The organism is Rhodococcus sp. NPDC078407 (genome assembly GCF_044542515.1).
GTDB lineage: Bacteria > Actinomycetota > Actinomycetes > Mycobacteriales > Mycobacteriaceae > Rhodococcoides.
This window is the reverse complement of sequence record NZ_JBITUQ010000035.1, coordinates 15021-36131: the sequence shown is the minus strand read 5'-3', so window position 1 is coordinate 36131 and position 21111 is coordinate 15021. Positions and strand designations below refer to the sequence as shown.

19 protein-coding genes and 1 pseudogene are annotated in these 21111 nt (G+C 64.6%); 11 read left to right on the top strand and 9 right to left on the bottom strand.

The features are described 5' to 3' along the window. The 6 genes and pseudogenes from ACIGGF_RS23895 to ACIGGF_RS23870 all read right to left on the bottom strand — a co-directional run. On the bottom strand, window positions 1-89 hold an 89-nt coding region (locus ACIGGF_RS23895), incomplete at its 3' end, for an HNH endonuclease signature motif containing protein (RefSeq protein WP_397523575.1). Window positions 90-93: 4 nt separating this feature from the next. After that, window positions 94-576 (bottom strand): annotated as a pseudogene (locus ACIGGF_RS23890) (DUF222 domain-containing protein); the annotation flags it as partial. 365 nt (window positions 577-941) lie between these two features. Next, entirely contained in the window at window positions 942-1529 is a 588-nt protein-coding gene (locus ACIGGF_RS23885) for a DinB family protein (RefSeq protein WP_397523574.1), read from the bottom strand. After that, window positions 1526-2269, bottom strand: a complete 744-nt coding sequence (locus ACIGGF_RS23880; protein WP_397523573.1) for a type II CAAX prenyl endopeptidase Rce1 family protein — start codon at window positions 2267-2269, stop codon at window positions 1526-1528. Before ACIGGF_RS23880 ends, ACIGGF_RS23885 begins: the two co-directional genes overlap by 4 nt. A 19-nt stretch (window positions 2270-2288) precedes the next feature. Continuing rightward, window positions 2289-3587 (bottom strand): YhgE/Pip domain-containing protein, encoded by a 1299-nt coding sequence (locus ACIGGF_RS23875; RefSeq protein ID WP_397523572.1) that lies wholly within the window; start codon window positions 3585-3587, stop codon window positions 2289-2291. A 74-nt stretch (window positions 3588-3661) separates the two neighbouring features. Further along, window positions 3662-4237: a TetR family transcriptional regulator gene (locus ACIGGF_RS23870; RefSeq protein ID WP_397523571.1), complete on the bottom strand. Its 576-nt coding sequence runs from the start codon at window positions 4235-4237 to the stop codon at window positions 3662-3664. A 92-nt stretch (window positions 4238-4329) separates the two neighbouring features. Here ACIGGF_RS23870 and ACIGGF_RS23865 point away from each other — a divergent pair, with 92 nt between their 5' ends. After that, window positions 4330-5367, top strand: a complete 1038-nt coding sequence (locus ACIGGF_RS23865) for an NAD(P)-dependent alcohol dehydrogenase (RefSeq protein WP_397523570.1) — start codon at window positions 4330-4332, stop codon at window positions 5365-5367. A 126-nt stretch (window positions 5368-5493) separates the two neighbouring features. On the opposite strand, the gene msrA is transcribed toward ACIGGF_RS23865, so the two are convergent. Beyond that, window positions 5494-6006: a peptide-methionine (S)-S-oxide reductase MsrA gene (msrA, locus tag ACIGGF_RS23860; RefSeq protein WP_397523569.1), complete on the bottom strand. Its 513-nt coding sequence runs from the start codon at window positions 6004-6006 to the stop codon at window positions 5494-5496. A 55-nt stretch (window positions 6007-6061) separates the two neighbouring features. Further along, a complete protein-coding gene (locus ACIGGF_RS23855) occupies window positions 6062-7093 on the bottom strand; it encodes an NADP-dependent oxidoreductase (protein WP_397523568.1) in 1032 nt (343 codons plus the stop codon). A 75-nt stretch (window positions 7094-7168) separates the two neighbouring features. Between ACIGGF_RS23855 and ACIGGF_RS23850 the strand changes: the two genes are divergently transcribed. Continuing rightward, a complete protein-coding gene (locus ACIGGF_RS23850; RefSeq protein WP_397523567.1) occupies window positions 7169-8005 on the top strand; it encodes an HAD family hydrolase in 837 nt (278 codons plus the stop codon). 82 nt (window positions 8006-8087) lie between these two features. Here the strand turns inward: ACIGGF_RS23850 and ACIGGF_RS23845 are convergent, their stop codons facing one another. Continuing rightward, window positions 8088-10286: an N-acetylmuramoyl-L-alanine amidase gene (locus ACIGGF_RS23845; RefSeq protein WP_397523566.1), complete on the bottom strand. Its 2199-nt coding sequence runs from the start codon at window positions 10284-10286 to the stop codon at window positions 8088-8090. 180 nt (window positions 10287-10466) lie between these two features. Here ACIGGF_RS23845 and cobM point away from each other — a divergent pair, with 180 nt between their 5' ends. The 9 genes from cobM (at window position 10467) to ACIGGF_RS23800 (ending at window position 20981) form a co-directional block, all read left to right on the top strand. Continuing rightward, the gene (gene cobM, locus ACIGGF_RS23840) at window positions 10467-11210 is read left to right on the top strand and encodes a precorrin-4 C(11)-methyltransferase (protein ID WP_397523565.1); all 744 of its coding nucleotides are present in this window, start codon (window positions 10467-10469) and stop codon (window positions 11208-11210) included. Continuing rightward, window positions 11207-11956: a precorrin-6A synthase (deacetylating) gene (gene cobF / locus ACIGGF_RS23835; protein WP_397523564.1), complete on the top strand. Its 750-nt coding sequence runs from the start codon at window positions 11207-11209 to the stop codon at window positions 11954-11956. The genes cobM and cobF overlap by 4 nt, the downstream gene beginning before the upstream one ends. Before the next feature lie 33 nt (window positions 11957-11989). Then, the gene (gene glf / locus ACIGGF_RS23830) at window positions 11990-13219 is read left to right on the top strand and encodes a UDP-galactopyranose mutase (RefSeq protein ID WP_397523563.1); all 1230 of its coding nucleotides are present in this window, start codon (window positions 11990-11992) and stop codon (window positions 13217-13219) included. Continuing rightward, window positions 13216-15123, top strand: a complete 1908-nt coding sequence (locus ACIGGF_RS23825) for a glycosyltransferase (protein WP_397523562.1) — start codon at window positions 13216-13218, stop codon at window positions 15121-15123. Before glf ends, ACIGGF_RS23825 begins: the two co-directional genes overlap by 4 nt. Then, window positions 15101-15637 carry a phosphatase PAP2 family protein gene (locus tag ACIGGF_RS23820; RefSeq protein WP_397523561.1) on the top strand — a complete coding sequence of 179 codons (537 nt, stop codon included), beginning with the start codon at window positions 15101-15103 and terminating at the stop codon, window positions 15635-15637. The genes ACIGGF_RS23825 and ACIGGF_RS23820 overlap by 23 nt, the downstream gene beginning before the upstream one ends. Continuing rightward, window positions 15634-16539 (top strand): decaprenyl-phosphate phosphoribosyltransferase, encoded by a 906-nt coding sequence (locus ACIGGF_RS23815; protein ID WP_397523560.1) that lies wholly within the window; start codon window positions 15634-15636, stop codon window positions 16537-16539. Before ACIGGF_RS23820 ends, ACIGGF_RS23815 begins: the two co-directional genes overlap by 4 nt. Next, window positions 16517-18382 (top strand): flagellar motor control protein ZomB, encoded by a 1866-nt coding sequence (gene zomB, locus ACIGGF_RS23810; protein WP_397523559.1) that lies wholly within the window; start codon window positions 16517-16519, stop codon window positions 18380-18382. The genes ACIGGF_RS23815 and zomB overlap by 23 nt, the downstream gene beginning before the upstream one ends. A gap of 216 nt (window positions 18383-18598) precedes the next feature. Continuing rightward, the gene (locus tag ACIGGF_RS23805; protein ID WP_397523558.1) at window positions 18599-19624 is read left to right on the top strand and encodes an alpha/beta hydrolase; all 1026 of its coding nucleotides are present in this window, start codon (window positions 18599-18601) and stop codon (window positions 19622-19624) included. A gap of 343 nt (window positions 19625-19967) precedes the next feature. After that, window positions 19968-20981 carry an alpha/beta hydrolase gene (locus tag ACIGGF_RS23800; protein ID WP_397523557.1) on the top strand — a complete coding sequence of 338 codons (1014 nt, stop codon included), beginning with the start codon at window positions 19968-19970 and terminating at the stop codon, window positions 20979-20981. Window positions 20982-21111: the final 130 nt, after the last annotated feature.

Sequence of the window (21111 nt, the reverse complement as noted above, 5' to 3'; positions counted from 1 at the left end):
TCCGAATGATGGATGAGTCGATGATGAAATCCGCAGAGCAGGACGAGGTTGTTCATGTCTGTGGGGCCACCGTCGGTCCAGTGCCGGATGTGGTGTGCGGTCGGTGTCCTCGGCGGGTGGTGTCTTGCCTCCGAAGGTGTCGTGGAGGCGGGTGATCGCTGCGCGTAGTGGGCCTGTGCGGGCTTCGGGCCCGGTCGCGGACTTCAGCAGTGCCGCTCTGGCGTCGTCTTGGCCTTGTTGGGGGAGGTTTTTCGGTGGTGTTTCGGCGAAGTCGAGGATCAGGGCGGCGTGGTCGATGGAGATACTGCCGGTGTTCACGGCGTCGGCGATGTCGGGGAAGTTCTTCAGTCCGCGGGCGAGGGCGACGATCTTGTTCGCTTTGCTCGGGGTGAGCAGGGTGGTGGAGGTCAGCCAGCCGGCAGGCCCGGGGAAGCCGAGCTTCTCCCGCGAGACGCGGGTGTCGATCTCGGCGATTAGAGCGATCCGGCGTGCTTCCAGCAACTGGATGTCGTGGGAGACCGCGACGGCGTCGGCGAGCAGTTGCGCTTCGCTCAGTTGCCAGGTCTCCGTGTTCATGGGTGCAAGTGTATCGAACATGCGTTCGAGTGGCAACCATTGTTGAATCGAAAACTATTGCTGTGCAGAAGGATTCGTGAACCGAAACCTGTCGGTGGCTTGTGGTATCGACCCAGAAATGGCGCGTCGCGCAGATCGCGCCCGACACGCAGGCTCGTCGAACTGACATGTCCACGTCGGCGGATCGATGCGACGCTTGCAGACCGGAAGGTCTACGTGCGACCGGGTCCGCCGATGACACGGACGGGAGAACCCGAACTCCAGGCCGTTCGAGAACCGCGCCGAGGGGCCGATGGGAATCGCGGCATCAACTTTCGGGCTACACGCGCAATCCTGCGGAACCGCGCCCCTCAGTCAGTGGAGGGTCACTGATCAGCCTCTCGCGCAACGGTTTCCAGCTCGGATCGGTACTGCGCCCACCATGCTGCGTCGCCGTCGGCCATGTTCTCGTTGCCGAGTCGCAGTCCCACGGAATCGTCGATGAGTTCACGAATTATGTCCGCGTGCCCGGCATGTCGATTCGTTTCGATGCACAGGTGCACCAGCACACGATGCAACGTCACTTCTTGCTTGTCCGCCGGCCAATGCTGCACGCGGCCCAACGAATTCAACTCGAGAGCATCGATTGTCTTGTCGGCGTGCACCCAGGCTTCGCGGTACAGGTCGACGATGGACTCGGACGACTCATCGGCCGTGGCCCACATATCGGCATTGAGTCGGGCAATGGCCGATGCCTCCAGTTCCGCGAACCTGGCCGGAAACTCGCGCCCGAAAGTCAGGCCGAAGTAGCCGTACTCGACTATCGCCAGGTGCTTGATCATGCCCAACAGGTTGGTGCCGGTCGGCGTCATCGGTCGGCGCTTTTGGTATTCGGTGAGGCCGTCGAGTTTCCACAGCATGTTCTTGCGCGCGATGCGCAGATACTCATGCAGGTCCTCTTTCAAGACCGTCAGCTCACCGACGCGTGCCACACGAGGGCGGCCGCCAGTGCGCCGAGTCCGTTCAACGACCAGTGCAGGGCGATGGGTGCGATGAGACTGCCGCTGCGGCTTCTCAGCCACGTGAACACCACGCCCGCTGCCGCAGTGGCGACGACGGCCAGTGCAATTCCGACGATCTGCCCGAACAGTCCACCGCCGAGGAATCCGCTGAGCCCCACGTTGCCTGCCGTGAGGCCGAGCGAGGACGCGATGTGCCACAGACCGAACAGAAGCGACCCCGCAGCGAACACGCCCCGTGCGCCGTAGATGCGGCCCAGCGTGCCGTGCAGCACCCCGCGGAACGCGAGTTCTTCTGGGATGACGGTCTGGAGCGGGATGACGATCATCGATGCAACGATGGCGGCGGACACGGTCGCATATCGATCGGCCATGAAGAAGGGCCGAGTGAGTGGCAACAACGCGCCGATCGCGACGACGGTGAGGACGACCCCGACGGCTCCTAGTGCGTACAGCGAACCGGTCTTCCACTGCTTCGGAGACAGTCCGAGTTCGGCCCAACCCAGACCACGACGGTTCGCCAGGACGACCAGCAGAACAGCGGCGATCGGAACCGTCGCAATACTGGCCCACACCGTGGTGAAGTGCGCGATCAGATTGGTGCCCACAAGTACGAGAACGACGATGGCGACGTCGAGGTAAGCGTGGAAGGCGCGCCGGGGTGCGACCCGCCCGGCCGTATTCACAGCAAGCATTGGATCGAGTGTACCGGCGTCAGCTGCGGGCAAGAGGTGAATCGAGGCCTCGGTCGAGGCCCTTACGGTCGTAGAGAAGGGTGAATGCCAGGCCGAACCCGAGCCCGATGAGCAGCCCGAGCGACGTCATACCCACCGAATGCAGCAGGCCGGCGTCGGGCGAGGCGTTGAAGTACAGGATCGATCGGGTGCCGAGGAAGATCTGGTGCATCGGCTCGAACTGCGCCAGCCAGGTGAAGACCGGTGGGCTCGCTTCGAGAGGAATCGTGCCGCCCGACGACGGCAGCGCCAGAATGATGAAGACAATCAGGTTGACCAGCAACCCGGCGGTACCGAACGCAGACATCACCGCCACCGCCGTGATTCCGACGGCGGTGATCGCGAATGCGCCGTACATCCACAGCGTCCACGCATGGGTGATGGGCATACCGAGTAGGTGGCTGATCAGCAGATACAGACCGGACACCAGCATGGCGAGAACGAACATCACGAGCCATTTGACGAGCAAGGTCTGGAATCGACTTATCCGTGTGGGTCCGCGGTGGATGTACTTCGGTCCTATTTCGGTGGGAGTGAATCCGAGCAGCCCGTCGACGAGAGTGCTCACGATGGTCGCGCCAGTGAATCCTGCCAGGACGAGCAGAAGCGCGTAATAGAACGCCGACAGACCGCCGCCGGTACCGTCGGGCAGTGGGTCGTGTTGGGCGACAATGACATTGATCGGCTCTGCCAGCGTCAGTGCGCTCGCGCCGGCCAAGGGAGTGTCGCCGAGCTCCTGACGTACCTGCTCGGATACCTGTTCGCCCACGGTCTGATTCACCGACTCGAATGCAGGAGTGGCGACCCCTGTCACGAGTGACATCCCGAAACTGCCTGCTCGGGGATTGGTGTAGACCGTGATGATCGGCTTTTCGACATCTCCGGGAATCACACTCGCCTGCGCCAGGATTCCCATCCTCTTGGTGAAATCACTGGGGATGACGATGGAGCCGTAGACCTGGGCCGTGGACAGCAGCGATTCGGCCTGAGCCGGGCCCACTTCCTGGAAGTCGACCTTCTCGGGGTCGACGTTCTGGATCAACCCGTCGACGATCTCGTTGCCGATATTGCGTTGCTCGCCCGCGAGCGTGTCGCCCTCGTCCTGGTTGACGATCGCGATGGGCAGGTCGTGCAAGTTGCCGCGCGGATCGAGAACACCACCCAGATACAGGGCAGCGAGAAAGGACATCAATACCGAGACGACGAGGATCGGCGCGAGCCAGAAGCGCGGTGAACGAAGGACTTCGGCCATCGACCGAGGGGTTCTGTCGGAGGTCACCGAATCAGTGTCGCAAGTCGGGTCCTCATGTGCGCGGTAGTTCGACCCTGTTACGACATTGCGGTCACCAGTACCTACTCGTAGCGACAGAACGCCCGCCGCACTGTGACGGCAAGCGCTGCTCGACGCCGATTGTGGTCCGCCTCGGGTTCGCTGCGGTCGGCGGTGTGGATGATGGCTGCCTGTGCCCAAGTGCCGGCCATCGCGATCAGCATCGCCCAGATATCGGCGGCGTCCACGTCGTCGACGAGCAGTCCGGCGCGTTGAGCGTCGGCGATCATCGCGAATTTCACATCGTCGTGGTCCGGCCTGCGGTCGAACAGGGGTCCTACCGGGGTCCGTTCGAGCCGCGCCCACGTCAGCAGGCGTACCAACATGGGGTCGCCGAGGTACATGTCGTACAGCTTTTCCGCGTAGCCCGGCAGGTCGTCCGGGGTGAAGGGGATCTCGGCGATGTCGGTGTCCACGCGCGTGTCGAAGGCGATGTCGAATAGCGTGTCCTTGTTGCCGAAGTAGCTGTAGATCAACGACTTGTTCGACGCGGCCGCCGCTGCGATTCGGTCCACCCGGGCCCCGGCGATGCCGTGCGTGGCGAACTCCTCGGTGGCGGCAGTCAGCAGTCGAGCGCGGGTAGCCGTCGAATCTCCCATGCGGAAAGCCTACATTTCCAACTGGTTGGTTGAAAAGCTGCAATACTTCGACTACGTTTCCAACCAGTTGGTTACTTCTGAAGGGGATACACATGCGAACGACCACCGGGTATCGAGCTGTCGACAAGACCGCGCCACTGGAGCAGTGGACCTTCGATCGGCGGGATCTTCGCGCCGACGACGTTGCTGTGCGAGTGACGTACTGCGGGGTCTGCCACACCGACCTGCATTCGACGCGAACTGCCGGAGACTTCCCGATGGTTCCCGGGCATGAGTTCGTCGGTGAAGTGACCGAGATCGGCTCCGCAGTAACGGCATTCGCCGTCGGCGACGCGGTGGCCGTGGGGAACATCGTCGACTCGTGCGGGACGTGCGACATGTGCGCGGCAGGGCAGGAGAACTTCTGTCGGGAGTTCCCGACGCTGACCTACGGTGGCCGCGACCGGCACGATGGATCGACCACGCGCGGTGCGTATTCCGATGAGTACGTGGTTCGAGATCGGTTCGTCTATCACCGCCCGGACAATCTGGATCCGGCCGCGGTGGCACCGCTGATGTGCGCCGGCATCACCGTATGGGAGCCGTTACGCCGGTGGAATGTCGGGCCGGGAGTTCGCCTCGGTGTTGCCGGGATCGGCGGGCTCGGTCATCTCGCGGTCAAGCTGGGACGCGCTCTGGGCGCGGAGGTCACCGTATTCACCACCAGCGCAGCGAAAGTCGCCGACGCGAGGAAGTTGGGAGCTCATCACGTCGTCGTGTCCACCGACGAAGCCGAGATGGCCGAGCAGACCGGCGCGCTGGATCTGATCATCGACTGCGTGCCCGTCGAGCAAGATCTTGCGCCCTACCTGAACACGCTCGCTCTCGACGGAACTCTGTGCATCGTCGGCTACCTCGGATCCACGACGGTCGATTTCATCGACCTGCTGATCGGCCGAAAGAGTCTGGCGTCGGCGGGCAGTGGCGGACGCCGCTACACCCAGGATCTACTGAACTTCTGCGGCGAGAACGGCATCGTCGCCGACGTGGAGACGATGCCGTCCGCCCGGGTGAACGAGGCCTTCGATCGGTTGGCGGCCAACGACGTTCGCTACAGGTTCGTCCTCGACATGTCCGATCTGCCGGGCTGACCCATGTGAGCGAAACCTCGTAGCAGGCTACGAGATCGCAGTGGAGCCTGCGGAACGACCGCAGGCGCAGTGGAGCCTGCGGAACGACCGCAGGCTCCTCGTGCACATGCGGCGCAGCCGCTCAGGTCAGGCGTTGGCGCGACGCGGCAGCTTCCAGTCCGGACGTACCCAGTGGCAGGTGTATCCCTCGGGGTACTTCTGCAGGTAGTCCTGATGCTCGGGCTCGGCCTCCCAGAAGTCGCCTGCCGGGGTGACCTCGGTGACGACCTTGCCCGGCCACAGGCCCGATGCGTCGACGTCGGCGATGGTGTCCTCGGCGATGCGCTTCTGCTCGTCGTTCAGGTAGAAGATGGCCGATCGGTAGCTGGCACCGATGTCGTTGCCCTGACGGTTCTTGGTCGACGGATCGTGGATCTGGAAGAAGAACTCGAGCAGATCCCGGTATGTCGTTTGGGTGGGGTCGTAGACGACCTCGAGTCCCTCGGCGTGGTTGCCGTGGTTGCGGTACGTCGCGTTCGGAACTTCGCCGCCGGTGTACCCGACGCGGGTGGAGACCACTCCCGGAAGCTTGCGGACGAGCTCCTCGGCTCCCCAGAAGCACCCTCCGGCGAGGATGGCGGTTTCGGTGGCTGCAGACATGTGCTCTCCTAGTTCTCTATCGGTCGATACGTGGAGTCCAACGAACGAGACGCCCTCATAATTCCGAGTCGTGCGTCCGTTCGCCGACCTCGAGGACGAGTTTGCCGGTGTTGGCACCGTCGAACAGCAGATTGAGCGTCGAACCGAAGGCGGGGACACCGCCGATCTCGATCTGCTCGCGCGCCGTCATCTTGCCGCTGGTGAGCAGCTCCGACAGAGCGTCGACACCCTCTTGGAGGCGGTCCAGGTAGTCGAAGATGATGAACCCGGTCATCGACGCGCGGTTGATGAGCAGGGACAAATAGTGCGCGGGCCCGGGCTGCGGTTCGGTGGCGTTGTAGCCGGAGATGGCTCCGCACAACACCACTCGCGCTCCCTTGCGCAGCCGTGAGAGAGCTGCGTCGAGAATTTCGCCGCCGACGTTGTCGAAGTAGACGTCGATACCTTTGGGTGCGGCCGCTTTGAGGCTCTTGTACACCGACTCGTTCTTGTAATCGATGGCTGCGTCGAAGCCCAGTTCCTCGGTGAGCCACGCGCACTTCTCGGGTCCGCCGGCGATGCCGATCACAGTGGCCCCCTTGGCCTTCGCGATCTGGCCGGCAATGCTGCCGACGGCTCCGGCGGCCCCCGAGATGACGACGGTATCGCCTTCGGTGAGCTTGCCGACGTCCATCAGGCCGAAATACGCCGTCAATCCCGGGAAACCGAGGGCTCCGAGCCACGTCGGCGCAGGCGCGATCGATTCGTCGACCTTCTGTACCCCCGACCCGTCCGAGATCGCATGCTCGGTGACGCCGAACGAGCCCGAAACAACCTCGCCCACAGCATAATCGGGATGTCGCGACTCCAGGACACGGCCGACGGCGTGAGCACGCATCACCTCACCGATGCCGACGGGAGGTACGTACGAGCGCGCATCGTTGAGCCAACCGCGCATGGCGGGATCGAGGGAGACGTAGTCGACGGTGACGACGAATTCACCGTCGCCCGGGGTGGGGATGGGTTCCTCGGTGAGATCCCACGTCGACTCGTCGGGACGCCCCACGGGCCGCTGAGCCAAGCGGATCTGACGGTTCACGGATGTCATCTACCGTTCCTTCCACATCGAAGACGTGCATGTCGAAAACAGGGTCCTTCGACACTAGGGCAGAATGACGTCACGATGACCAACGCGCCGAACACCACTCGCCTCGCCCCCCGACTCGTTGCCAGCGATGTCGATGGCACCCTGCTCGACCAGCACGAACGAGTCAGCGAACGCACCAAGCGTGCTGTTGCTGCCGTCGTCGCGGACGGAGTGCCGTTCGTGCTGTCCACCGGCAGGCCGCCGCGGTGGATCCACCCCGTCGTCGACGGGCTCGGGTACGCGCCGATGTCGGTGTGCGCCAATGGCGCGGTCATCTACGACGCGGCCACCGACCGAGTGCTCAGCGCCGAGACCCTCGATGTCGAGACGCTGCAGTGGCTGGCCGAGGTTGCCTACCGCGCGCTGCCCGGCTGCGGTCTCGCGGCCGAGCGTGTCGGACGGTCGGCGCACGACGCGGCCACGCCCCAGTTCGTGAGCTCTCCCGGATACGAGCACGCGTGGCTCAACCCCGACAACGTCGAGATGTCCGAGGACGACGTCGTCGACGTCCCCGCGGTCAAGTTGCTGATCCGGCTGTCGGGATCGACCAGCGGCCACATGGCCAACGTTCTCTCGCCGCTGATCTCCGGCCGCGCCGACCTGACCTTCTCCACCGACAACGGGCTGATCGAACTGTCGGCCCCCGGCGTCACAAAGGCATCGGGCCTGGCCAAGGTCGCCGAGACCCTGTCTGTGGACGTGGCAGACATCGTCGCCTTCGGGGACATGCCCAACGACGTTCCGATGCTGACGATGGTCGGCCTCGGTGTCGCCATGGGCAACGCGCATCCGGCCGCCGTGGCCGCCGCGAACGAAGTGACCGTCACCAATGCAGACGACGGAGTGGCGCGGGTTCTCGAACGTTGGTGGTGACGCCGCACTTCGCCACACACGACAAGGGCCGAGTCACCACGGTGACTCGGCCCTCGTCGTTCGAATGTCCGTCGTTCTACTGTCAGCCCGCCGGTGCAGGCTCCGGTGCTGGTGCCGGCTCGACCGGCGCCGCCACGGGGTTCTGCATCTGCTCGTTGTACGTGTCGTTGTACGTCTTGATCACCGTGGTGACGATTCCGGTGAGCTCGTTGAAGATCAGCGAACCGTTCTCGAAATCGGTTCGGAAGCCCTCCGGCACCCGGAACTCGTCGGTGAGCGGCAGACCGAGCACACCGTCGACGCCACCTTGCTGCACGTACTGCTGGAAGATCTTGCCGATGACGGCCACAGCCTGACCGGCCATGTTGGTGATGATCTCGCCGTTGGCGAACTGCGCCTTCTCACGGCCGCCGCTCACCTGCACCAGGCCGCTCACCGGCACGCCCAGCGCGCCGGTTTCACCGCCCGAGGAGAGCCACTTCTGCGCGACGGGACTCGTCGACGCCAACCGCTGCAACTCGGCGACGAGAGCCGGGATGTTCTCGCCCAGAGCGGAACTGACGTCGGTGCCCGGACGTGACGGTGCCGGGTCGGTCGCCGCGGTATCGGGAGCCGTGTCGGTCGTGTCCGGTGTTTCCACCGGGGCTTCTCCGCCGCCGAGATTGGCTGCGGCGATCTCACGGATCTCCCCGAGGCGTGCGTACCCGGCGTCACCGGGGCATTCGGTGTTGCCGACGTCGCGGTGCCCGAAGATGACCGGCAGGTCGATGGTCCTGCCCTTGCCGACGAACGTGAAATCCGTTCCCTCGGAAGTCATCGTGGTGGTGCCCTTCGGATCGAGACCGGCATTGCCGAGTCGCCATCCCAGGAACTTGCCGACGGAGTCGACGGTTTCCTGCGAGGGATCCTCGCTGGAATAGTCGCCCATCATGGCGACACCGACGGTGTTCTCGTTGAATCCGCCTGCGTGTGCACCCTGAACCGGCTTGTCCAGTCCACCGGCGCGACCCTCGAAGATCTGGCCGTACTTGTCGACGATTGCGTTGTAGCCGATGTCGCACCAGCCGAGCGTCTGCGCGTGGTACGCGTAGATGGCACGGACGATCTCGGCCGATTCCGACTTCGAGTAGTCGTTGCTGCCTGCGGTGTGGTGCACGGTGGCACCGCCGATGAAGTCGTCGATCGTCGGTGTGGCACAACGGATCGACTCGTCGGCACCCCACTGTGCGCGGGTGATGACCTTGGGGCCCGCGTCACCGGCAACAGGAGTGGCGATGTCGCTCAATGCCGAGTCGACGGGCGATGTGCCGGGGGTGATGAGGACGGCACTGATGTCGTCGACGGCTGCAGCCAACTGCTCGGCGGAATTCGCCTGGCCCGGATCCGCTGCCGGATCTGCCGGTGCAGGCTCGGGTGCAGCGGGATCCTGTGCGGCCGGATCGAGCGGTGCCGGGTCTTGCTGGCGCAGTGGCTTACTCGCCGACGCCGGGGTGTAGCCGAGAGGCTGTTCCGCAGCGGCGGGAGCAGCGGCCGGAACGTCAGCGGCGGGTATCTCGACGACCGGGACCTCGGGAACCGGAGGCGTCGCGAAGCTTTCGGGAGCTGCGCTGCTCGTCAGTGGCGTCAGCAACACCTGCACCGCGTTGGTCAGTCCGACGAAGATCGGCTCGGTGCCCTGCTTTTCCGCAGTGGGAACGGCGTCGCTTGCCGTGGTGTCCACCGGTGAGGTTCCCAGCCACGGGCCCCAGGAGCCGTCTTCGAGTTGGCGGCGAACCTGAGCGGTCGCGCCGTTCAGTTGCTCGGAGGCCAGCGCCACCATGCTGAACGGGGTGTCCTGCGAGATTTCCTTGACCGCGGCACCGAGCGGAGGACCGGTGGGGTCGGCAGCTTCAGGGTTCACCGGTGCCGAGGCGTCCATCCTGGGAATCGGGGCCTGCGCGGTTGCGCCGCCCGGTACCGGCGTCGTGAGGCCCGGAATGTCAGGAATCTCGATCGGCGGGATCACGATGGAGTCCGGCAGCGGCAGGTACTTCAGATCGGAGAGCCGCAGATCGGGCAGCGGCAGGCCGGTGAGCTCCTGCAGCGGAATCACGATGTCCGGTGCTGAGCTCAGTGCGGTCTCGACGATCTTCGTCGGCACGCTGACCGGGGTTGTTTCGTTGGCCGGTCGAACTCCGGTAGTCGTGCTGTCTGTCAGCCCCGCGACCGCAAAAGGGGTCGCGACGGCGAGCAATGCGACAGCACCGAGAACGATCGACGGCTTCGTTCGACGGTTCGGCAAGGCGGTACTCCCTGATTGTTGGTAGGTACGCGTCGTAGGACCTCGGTTGCTGAACCACACAAATAACATCAGCAACATGAGTCCCACCAGACACAAGGCTAAACCTTAGCTTGACAGTTAGCCACAGTCGGGAAGCTGCGGCGGCGCGGCGCGTCGGACGCGTGACCTAACCTTCTCGCTGTGACTGTGCACTTCATCGGAGCCGGGCCAGGTGCTGCGGACCTACTCACGCTGCGGGCCGTCGAGTTCCTACGAACCAGCCCGGTGTGCGTCTACGCCGGCACCTACATCGACGACGCGGTTCTGGCGCACTGCGCGGCCGGTACCCGCCTGGTCGACACCGCGAAACTCGACCTCGACGCCATCACGGCCGAACTGGTCGCTGCCCACGAGCGCGGGGATGACGTCGCCCGGCTGTGCTCCGGCGATCCCTCCCTGTATTCCGCGCTGGCAGAGCAGTCCGCCCGACTCGACGCCGCAGGCGTGCCCTGGGACGTCACCCCCGGCGTGCCGGCCTACGCCGCCGCGGCGGCCTCGCTCGGCGTCGAGCTGACGGTCCCCGAGGTGACGCAGTCGGTGGTGCTCACCCGCGCGCAGGCCAGATCGACGGCGATGCCCGACACCGAGGCGCTGAAGAATTTCGCCGCCACCCGCGCCACGCTGGCGTTGCACCTGGGGATCACCCGCACCCGAATCATCGCCGACGAACTCACCGAGTTCTACGGCGCGGACTGCCCCGCCGTGGTCGTCTTCCATGCCAGCAAGCCGGACGAGCTGATTCTGCGCGGCACCCTGGCCGATATCGCCGATCAGGTGGAAGCAGAAGGTCTGCGTCAGGCGGCGGTGATTCTGGTGGGGCCTGCCCTGTCCCGACGCATCGCCGTCGAATCCCACCTGTACGACGCGTGCCGGGACCGCTCGTGAAGATCCATCTGGTCGGCATCGGCGGGGGACACCCGGATCAGGTGACGGTGCAGGCCGTCGAGAAGCTGCGGGCCGTGGACGTGTTCATCGTGGCCGACAAGGGCGCGTCCGTCGGCGATCTCGGTGCCGCCAGGCAGGCACTGCTCGAGCGTCACCACGGCGGCAGCTACCGGGTGATCGAGGTGCCCGACCCCCCGCGCGACCGGTCACCCCGGCAGTACGAGAACGCCGTCCTCGATTGGCACGACGCCCGCGCCCGCGCGTACGCCCAGGTGCTCGACGGTCTCGCCGAGGGCACCGTCGTCGGATTCCTCGTCTGGGGCGACCCGGCGCTCTACGACAGCACCATCCGCGTCGTAGAGCGGTTGGCTGCGCTGCGCGACAACATCGAGTTCGATGTCACACCGGGCATATCCAGTGTGTCGATGCTGGCTGCGAGTCACCGGCTGGTGCTCAACCGCATCGGGGGACCGATCGTGATCACCACCGGCAGGAACCTCGCGAGCGACGTCGCCGCCGGACTGGACAATCTCGTGGTCATGCTCGACGGCAATCTGGCCTGCAGTGCGCTGACCGGCACGGGGTGGGGCATTCATTGGGGTGCGAATCTGGGGACCGTCGACGAAAAGCTGGTGGCGGGGCCGCTCGACGACGTGCTCGCCGACATCCGCCGCTCCCGCGACGACGTCAAAGCGACGCACGGCTGGGTGATGGACACGTACCTGCTCCGACGCCTGGCGGGGTAAGCCGGTCACGATCGTCGGATACCCTGGTTGCCCGTGACTGCTGTGAGCTCCGAGACCACCTCTTCCGACGCCTCCGCGACCGGCCGCTACGACTTGATCGTCGTCGGATCCGGGTTCTTCGGCCTGACCGTGGCCGAACGGGCGGCGTCCCAGCTCGGCAAGCGTGTTCTGGTGCTGGATCGTCGGCATCACCTCGGTGGCAATGCGTACTCCGAGGCCGAGCCCGAGACTGGTATCGAGATCCACAAGTACGGCGCACATCTGTTCCATACGTCGAACAAGCGGGTGTGGGATTACGTCAACCAGTTCACCGACTTCACCGATTACCAGCACCGCGTCTTCGCGCTGCACGGCGGACAGTCGTACCAGTTCCCGATGGGCCTGGGTCTGATCTCGCAGTTCTTCGGAAAGTTCTTCTCACCCGCCGAGGCCCGTGCGTTGATCGAGGAGCAGTCCAGCGAGTTCGACTCCAAGGACGCGCAGAACTTCGAGGAGAAGGCGATCTCGCTGATCGGGCGTCCGCTGTACGAGGCGTTCATCCGGGACTACACCGCCAAGCAGTGGCAGACCGATCCGAAGGAACTGCCCGCAGGCAACATCACCCGGTTGCCGGTGCGCTACACCTTCGACAACCGCTACTTCAACGACACCTACGAGGGCCTGCCGGTCGACGGCTACACCGCGTGGCTCGAGAACATGACGCGTGACGAGAACATCGAGGTCCGGTTGAACACCGACTGGTTCGACGTCAAGGCCGAGCTCGTGGCCGAGAGCCCCGACGCCCCGATCGTCTACACCGGCCCGCTGGATCGCTACTTCGACTACTCCGAGGGCGAATTGGGTTGGCGCACCATCGACTTCGAGACCGAAGTTCTTCCCACCGGCGACTTCCAGGGCACCCCGGTGATGAACTACAACGACAGCGACGTGCCGTTCATTCGCATCCACGAGTTCCGGCACTTCCACCCCGAACGGGATTACCCGACCGACAAGACGGTCATCATGCGTGAGTTCTCCCGGTTCGCGAAGAGCGGCGACGAGCCGTACTACCCGATCAACACCCCCGACGACCGCGCCAAGCTCGAGGCCTACCGCGACCGGGCCAAAGCCGAAGCGGCCTCGAGCGGAGTGCTGTTCGGTGGCAGGCTCGGCACCTACCAGTACCTCGACATGCACATGGCCATCGCCAGCGCACTGAACATGTACGACAACACCCTGGCTCCACACTTCGAGACCGGCACGCCGCTGGCAGGTGACAAATGACCGCCAAGCACCTGCTCGCGGACGGCGTAGCAGACGTCGTGCCCGTCCTCGGAAAGTCGCTGTTGCAGCGGGTACTGCTGCCCCGCTCGGGTGAACCGCTCGACGTGCGCACGCTCTACCTCGAAGAAGCGACCACCAACGCCAAACGCGCACACTCGCTCTCGCGCACCTCGGTGACGATCGGTGCCGAGTCCGAGGTCTCGTTCTGCACCTACTTCAATGCCTTTCCGGCGAGCTACTGGCGGCGCTACAGCACCCTGACGTCCGTGGTGCTGCGCGTCGAGGTCTCCGGACACTGCCGAATCGACGTCTACCGGTCCAAGGCCGACGCGTCGCGCATTCACGTCGAAGGCCGCGAGGCCATGGACGGCGATGCAGCGCAAGAGTTTCTGATCGACCTCGGCCCTTTCGAGGACGGCGGCTGGATCTGGTTCGACATCACCTCCGACTCCGAGGTCGTCCTCGAGAGTGCGGGTTGGTACGCGCCGGTCGAGGCTCCCGGTGAGGCGACCGTCGCGGTCGGTATCCCCACCTTCAATCGCCCGACCGACGCCGTCAAAGCCCTTGTCGCCCTTGGCTCCGATCCGCTGGTGCTCGATGTGATCCAGGCCGTCATCATGCCCGATCAGGGCACCCGCAAGGCGAAGGACGAGCCGGGCTTCGACGAGGCCGCAGCAGCCCTCGGCGGGCGACTCGCCATCCACGATCAGGCCAACCTCGGCGGTTCCGGCGGCTACAGCCGCATCATGTACGAGGCGCTGAACAACACTGCGTGCCAACACATTCTGTTCATGGACGACGACATCGAGATCGAACCCGACTCGATTCTGCGGGCGCTGGCGATGTCGCGCTTCGCGAAGGTTCCCACGCTTGTCGGCGGACAGATGCTCAACCTGCAGGCGCGTAGCCACCTGCACGTCATGGGCGAAGTGATCGACCGCAGCAACTTCATGTGGACCGGCGCGCAGAACGTCGAGTACGACCACGACTTCTCCGAGGATCCGCTGCGCACCAGCAAGCTGCTGCACCGGCGCATCGACGTGGATTACAACGGGTGGTGGATGTGCATGATTCCGCGTGTGGTCGCGGAGGAGCTCGGGCAACCACTGCCGCTGTTCATCAAGTGGGACGACGCCGAATACGGCTTGCGCGCAAGGGAAGCGGGCTACCCGACGGTGACCCTGCCGGGTGCGGCGATCTGGCACATGGCGTGGAGTGACAAGGACGACGCCATCGACTGGCAGGCGTACTTCCACCTACGCAACCGCCTGGTGGTCGCGGCACTGCACATGCCGGGCGACGGCAAGAGCCTCGTGCTCGACACCGTCAAGGCCACCGTCAAACACCTGCTGTGTCTCGAATACTCGACGGTCGCCATCCAGAACCTCGCCATCCGCGACTTCCTGGCCGGACCGGAGAATATCCTCGAGATTCTGCCCACGGCGCTCCAGACTGTGCACGCACTGCGCAAGGAATTCCCGGATGCCGTCGTCGTCGGCAGTTCCACGCAGCTGCCGCTCGCCTCGGGGGAAGAGGTCGGTGCCGTCGGCGAGCCGACCAACCCGATCTCCAAGGTGCGGCGTCTGGCAAAGGGCTTGCTGCACAACGTCAAACCCGCACACGAGCAGCACCACGACCGACCGCAGCTCAACGTGCCGACCCTCGACGCCCGCTGGTTCCTGCTCTCCCAGGTGGACGGCGTCACCGTCACCACCGCCGACGGCCGGGGCGTCGTCTACCGCAAGCGGGACCGCGCGCAGGCCGCGGCGTTGCTCAAGGAAGCACTGTCGTTGCGCAAGCAGCTGGCAGCGGAATTCCCCGCCCTCAAAGCTCGATACCGTGATGCCGTGCCGCACCTGACCAGTAAGGAAACGTGGGAACGTGTCTTTCGTTACCAGGCGTAAAGGCCAGACCGAGGCGGCGACGGAAGTCAGAATCCTCGAGAAGGTGCAGAGCACCGTCGGAAGCGGCCCCGGAGCGATCGCCGTCGCGCGCGGGATGTCCCACTTCGGCGAACACGCCCTCGGCTGGGTGGCGATCGCCGGCATAGGCGCTGCATTGGACCCGCCGCGGAGGCGGCAATGGGCGTCGGTGGCCGTCGGGGCCGTCGGCTCCCATGCTGCGTCGATCGTCATCAAACGCATCGTGCGGCGGCCGCGTCCACACGACCCGGCCGTGCGCATCAACGTCTCGACGCCCAGCAAGCTGAGCTTCCCGTCCTCGCATGCGACATCCACCACAGCGGCCGCGGTTCTCCTCGGCCGCGTGACCGGGCTACCGTTACCGGCGGTCCTCGTCCCACCCATGTTGCTCTCGCGCTTGGTGCTCGGAGTCCATTACCCCACCGATGTGCTGGCCGGATCGGCACTCGGCGCGTTGACGGCTGCGGCCGTCGTGAAGTTCGAAGGAGACAAATGAGCGAGGATGCCGCACCCGTAGGCGCACCGCCGAAGAATCTGGCGGACGGCATCGTCAAGGCGCTGCGCCCGCGTCAGTGGGTCAAGAACGTTCTGGTGCTGGCTGCGCCGCTGGCGGCGGGCTCGGTCACCGACCCCGACGTGCTGCTCTCCGTTGCGCTCGCATTCATCGTGTTCTGCTTTGCCGCGTCCGGGGTTTACCTGGTCAATGACGCCCTGGACGTCGAAGCCGACCGCGCGCACCCCACCAAGCGGTTCCGGCCGATCGCCGCGGGCGTACTGCCCGTCAATATCGCCTATGCGATGGCGGTCGTCTCACTCGGTCTCGCGATCGGCCTCTCGTTCATCGCGAACTGGAAGCTCGCTCTGGTCATCGGCGTCTACATCGCCATTCAGCTGGCGTACTGCTTCGGCCTCAAGCACCAGGCCGTGCTCGACATCTGCATCGTCTCCTCGGGATTCCTGCTGCGTGCCATCGCCGGTGGGGTCGCCGCGTCGATTCCGCTGTCGCAGTGGTTCCTGCTGATCATGGCGTTCGGATCGCTGTTCATGGCGGCCGGTAAGCGCTACGCGGAGCTGCAGCTCGCCGAACGGACCGGCGCGAAGATCCGGAAGTCGCTCGAGAACTACACGACTACCTACTTGCGATTCGTCTGGACGCTGTCGGCGACGGCCGTCGTCATCTGCTACGGCCTGTGGGCCTTCCAGGAGGATGCGGGCACGGGTGCCAACTGGTTCGCCATCTCGATGATTCCGTTTACCATCGCAATCCTGCGATACGCAGTGGATGTCGATGGCGGCGAGGCCGGCGAACCCGAAGAGATCGCGTTGGGAGACAGGGTTCTGCAGCTACTCGCCATAGCGTGGATCGGAGTGGTTGGTGTCGCTGTCTACCTCGCCTGACCAGCGAGATACGGGGGAGGAGAACTCCGCTCGGGGATCGATCACCAGGCCTGTCTTCTGGGTCGGGACCGTGGTCGCCGGAGCGTTGTTCCTCTGGGGTGCGTGGGAACGTCGCTGGATCGCCGACGACGGTCTGATCGTCCTGCGTACGGTCCGCAACCTGCTAGCCGGCAACGGCCCCGTGTTCAACGCAGGCGAGCGGGTCGAGACCAACACCAGCACCATCTGGACCTACCTGGTGTACGCGGGCAGTTGGCTGAGCGAGGGACGCCTCGAGTACGTGGTGCTGACGATCGCTCTCGTGCTCTCCACCGCTGCCGTCGTCATTGCGATGATCGGCACGTTCGCCCTTCGGGGTCGCACTGCCACGCGGACACTGTTCCTCCCGGCAGGCGTGCTGGTCTACATCGCGGTGCCTCCCGCCCGTGACTTCGCAACCTCCGGGCTCGAGACCTGCCTGGTGATCTTCTGGTTGGCGACCCTGTGGTTGCTGATGGTCCGCTGGGGGCAGCGCCGCGGCGGTGGCGTCGAGCTGCTCTTCCTGGCCTTCTTCGCGGGTCTCGGCCCGCTGGTGCGTCCAGAGCTGTCCATCGTGGCGGTCTTCGCTCTGGCGATGGTCTTCCTGGCACCGCAGAGCTGGCTGTCCAGGTTCCGTGTGTTCGCCGTCGCCGGAGCGGTTCCGGTGGCTTATCAGATCTGGCGCATGGGCTATTACGGCCTGCCGTACCCCAACACGGCCGTGTCCAAGGATGCCGGCGGAGCCAAGTGGTCGCAGGGGTTCGCTTACCTGTCCAACCTGGTGGGGCCGTACCTGCTGTGGTTGCCGCTCGTACTCCTGGTGGTCGGAGCGGCGCTGTCGATGTCGCGAGTTCGAGTGTCGTTGCCCCGCTCACTCGGCGGTTGGCTCGCAGCGCTGCGGACACCCACCGCCGTTGTCGTATTCGCATTGATCAGTGGACTCGTCCTCGCCGTGTACGCCATTCGCGTCGGCGGCGATTTCATGCACGGGCGAACATTGCTGCCGGCGTTGTTCACACTGTTGTTGCCGATTTCCGTGTTGCCCGTTGCCCTACCGACACGCTGGTCCAAGGACCGGGCGGCGGCAGTATTCTTCGCCGACCTCGTCGTTTGGGGTGGCATCGTCGTCTGGGCAGTCGCGGCCGCGAATACGACGGGTATGCCGACGGGCTCGATCGTCGGTCGGAGTGGCATCGTCGACGAACGGGCCTTCTATTCACTCAACACCGGGCATGCCCATCCGATCCTGGCCGCCGATTATCTCGACTATCCGCGGATGCGAGCGATGGTCGAGGCGATCGAGGCCACCCCAGACGGAGGCCTGCTGCTGCCGTCGGCGCAATTCACCTACTGGGACGTCGTTCCGCCACCGTTACCCATCCCCGAGGGTGGTTTCGGTCACACCGTTTACTTCCTCAACCTCGGAATGACGAGCATGAACGTCGGCCTCGACGTGCGGGTCATCGATCAGATGGGTTTGGCGTACCCGTTGGCTTCGCACACCGAGCGACTCGAGAACGGCCGGATCGGGCACGACAAGAACCTGTATCCGGACTGGGTGGTGGCCGATCTCGGACTCGTCGCCGTCCATCCGTTCCTCCCTTGGTACATGGACGAGGACTGGGTCACCGAAGCTCAGGTGGCGTTGACCTGCCCCGATACCGTCGAATTGTTGACGTCGTATCGAGCGCCCCTGACGAAGGATCTGTTCGTCCGAAATGTCAAACGGTCCTTCTTCTACGCCGGATATCGATTCGATCGAGTGCCGAAGTACGAAATACAGCGATGCGATTTACCGGCTCCGGTATTGAAAGCCGATAATTAGCCGTCAGGACACGAGAAGATCACCGGGTTGCGCCGATTCGGTGTCGACGCCAAGATGAGCTGTCTCGATCCTGTAACGGACGACGTACTTCGTGCGATATGTGCGGAGGATATGTATGCGCCAGACCCTGGGTCGGGCTCGTACGTGATGAACTTGCGAGATCAATCGTTGATTGCGTAACCGATGTGACGACGAAGCAGCTGAGAGGTCGAGTGCATGCTGGGTAGATGGAAGAGCCGGTCCGAGGACAGGCGTGGGGCAGACAAGCGAGCGGGGTCATGGGGACGCCGCGCCGCCACGTCCATGCTGATGGCGATGGTCCTGCCACTGGGCTTGGCTGTAGCGGGTGGCGGCGCAACCGCCAACGCTGCCTTCGACGGCAATGCCATCGACGTCTGGACGGACTCGAGCATGGGCCCGATCAAGAGCCGCGTCTGGCGAGCCGCGGACGGCAACACCAACCGCGTCGTCTACCTGCTCGACGGCCTGCGCGCCACGTCGGACATCTCGGGCTGGGAGCACGAGACCGACGCCGGAGCAGTACTGGCCGGGTACAACATCAACGTGGTTCAGCCGGTCGGCGGACAGTCGAGCTTCTACTCCGACTGGTACGCGCCGTCGAACTTCAACGGCCAGCGCACCACGTACAAGTGGGAAACCTTCCTGACGCAGAACCTGCGTGAGAACCTGCGCGCCAACTACGGCTTCAACCCCAACCGCAACGGTGTCATCGGCATCTCGATGGGCGGCTCGGCTGCTCTGACCCTCGCCGCCTACCACCCGGATCAGTTCAGCTACGCGGGATCGCTCTCCGGCTACCTGAACATCTCGGCCCCGGGCATGCGCGAGGCAATGCGTCTGGCATTGCTGGACTCCGGTCGGTACAACATCGACGCGATGTGGGGACCGCCCTGGGATCCGGCGTGGCTGCGCAACGACCCGTTCGTCTTCGCACCTCGTCTGCGCGACAACGGCACGCGGGTGTGGGTCTTCGCAGGTAGCGGTCTGCCCGGCGGACTCGATCGCCCGCGGAGCTTCATCGACTACTACAACACCGCCAACGGCATGGGCCTCGAGGCGATCGCGTTGGCGAACAGCCGCGCCTTCCAGATCCGCATGGCCAGCATCGGTGCCAACAACGTCACCTACGCCTTCCCGGCCGTCGGTACTCACCAGTGGGGTTACTGGGGCGAGCAGATCCGCGTCATGGCTCCGGACCTGAGCGCCAACATCGGTAACTGACCCGACCACAGCACGGTTCGGTCGTCCGCCCCGTTTATCGGCCCTTAGTGATAACTCACGACTTTTCAGGGCTGTTCAGCGGGGACGGGGCAGGATAGTCTCCTGTTTCGGGGAAACGGTGAGATGAAACTGCGACGGTGATCACAGTTTTGCCTTGGAACCGCTCGATGGAATAACCTCCATCGAGCGGTTCTCCTGTTCTCAGCAGAACCTCAGCTTCGGGACCTCGGTTCCAGCACCCACAGCTTCACTTCGGCCTCACGGGGCCACCAGTTCGCCCTGTTCGATTGCCGGGGGCCGCCATGACAGCGGAGACCGCGTAGATGAGAGAGAGCACCACTTCATGCGATTTGCCGGCCTCAGCAGCACCCCGAAGGCCTCCTCGCGCTGGCGTCAGCGCTTGCTCGGCATCGGCGCTGCAGCGCTCGTTCTGCCCATCGCGTCCGGTGTCGTAGGCGGGGCCGTCGCTGTCGCGGCACCCGCGTCCGTCGTGCACCAGGCTCCCGCCGGTGGCCGCGAAGACCTGATCGTCCCGTCCGAGATGGGCCCCATCAAGGTTCAGGTCCAGTGGGCCGCCCGCGGCGGTAACGCTGCTCTCTACCTGCTCGACGGCCTGCGTGCCCGCGACGACCGCAATGCATGGACGTTCGAGACCAACGCTCAGGATCAGTTCGCCAACGACGACGTCACCCTCGTCATGCCCGTCGGCGGACAGTCCAGCTTCTACAGCGACTGGTACACCTCGTCGAACTTCAACGGCCAGGAAGTCACCTACAAGTGGGAGACCTTCCTGACTCAGGAGCTTCCGGCGTTCCTCGAGAACTACGGTGTCTCGCGCAACAACAACGGTGTTCTCGGACTGTCCATGGGTGGTTCGGCCGCTCTGACGCTCGCCGCGTACCACCGCGATCAGTTCAAGTTCGCGGGATCGCTCTCGGGCTACCTGAACATCTCCGCACCCGGCATGCGCGAGGCCATCCGCATTGCAATGCTCGACGCGGGCCGTTTCAATGTCGACTCCATGTGGGGCCCGCCGTGGAACCCGGCATGGTTGCGTAACGACCCGTTCGTGTTCGCGCCCCGTCTGCAGGGACTGTCGCTGTACATCTCGGCAGCCAGTGGCCTGCCCGGCCAGTTCGATCGACCGGCCGCACCGATCGATTTCTACAACACCGCCAACGGCATGGCCCTCGAGGCAATTTCGCTCGCCAACACTCGGGCCTTCCAGATCCGGATGAACACGTTGGGTATTCCGGCCACCTACAGCTTCCCGTCCAACGGCATTCACTCCTGGCCGTACTGGGGAGCCGAGCTGTGGAAGGCTCGCACCCAGATCCTGGATGCCCTCGACGCCTGATCTCGATGGATAGTCGATGCTCGTGAGATGCCGCCCTGCGTTCCTGCGCAGGGCGGCATCTTCCGGTTGCGACGGGATCGTTCGAGCACATCCATTCACAATTGCACCACCAGTCACAGCGCGTCTGCTG

Bases quoted from the DNA above. Each gene is read 5' to 3' on its own strand.
- ACIGGF_RS23880 (WP_397523573.1), bottom strand. From the start codon at position 2,269: ATGCTTGCTGTGAATACGGCCGGGCGGGTCGCACCCCGGCGCGCCTTC.
- ACIGGF_RS23870 (WP_397523571.1), bottom strand. From the start codon at position 4,237: ATGGGAGATTCGACGGCTACCCGCGCTCGACTGCTGACTGCCGCCACC.
- ACIGGF_RS23865 (WP_397523570.1), top strand. From the start codon at position 4,330: ATGCGAACGACCACCGGGTATCGAGCTGTCGACAAGACCGCGCCACTG.
- msrA (WP_397523569.1), bottom strand. From the start codon at position 6,006: ATGTCTGCAGCCACCGAAACCGCCATCCTCGCCGGAGGGTGCTTCTGG.
- ACIGGF_RS23855 (WP_397523568.1), bottom strand. From the start codon at position 7,093: ATGACATCCGTGAACCGTCAGATCCGCTTGGCTCAGCGGCCCGTGGGG.
- ACIGGF_RS23850 (WP_397523567.1), top strand. From the start codon at position 7,169: ATGACCAACGCGCCGAACACCACTCGCCTCGCCCCCCGACTCGTTGCC.
- ACIGGF_RS23825 (WP_397523562.1), top strand. From the start codon at position 13,216: ATGACCGCCAAGCACCTGCTCGCGGACGGCGTAGCAGACGTCGTGCCC.
- ACIGGF_RS23815 (WP_397523560.1), top strand. From the start codon at position 15,634: ATGAGCGAGGATGCCGCACCCGTAGGCGCACCGCCGAAGAATCTGGCG.
- ACIGGF_RS23805 (WP_397523558.1), top strand. From the start codon at position 18,599: ATGCTGGGTAGATGGAAGAGCCGGTCCGAGGACAGGCGTGGGGCAGAC.
- ACIGGF_RS23800 (WP_397523557.1), top strand. From the start codon at position 19,968: ATGCGATTTGCCGGCCTCAGCAGCACCCCGAAGGCCTCCTCGCGCTGG.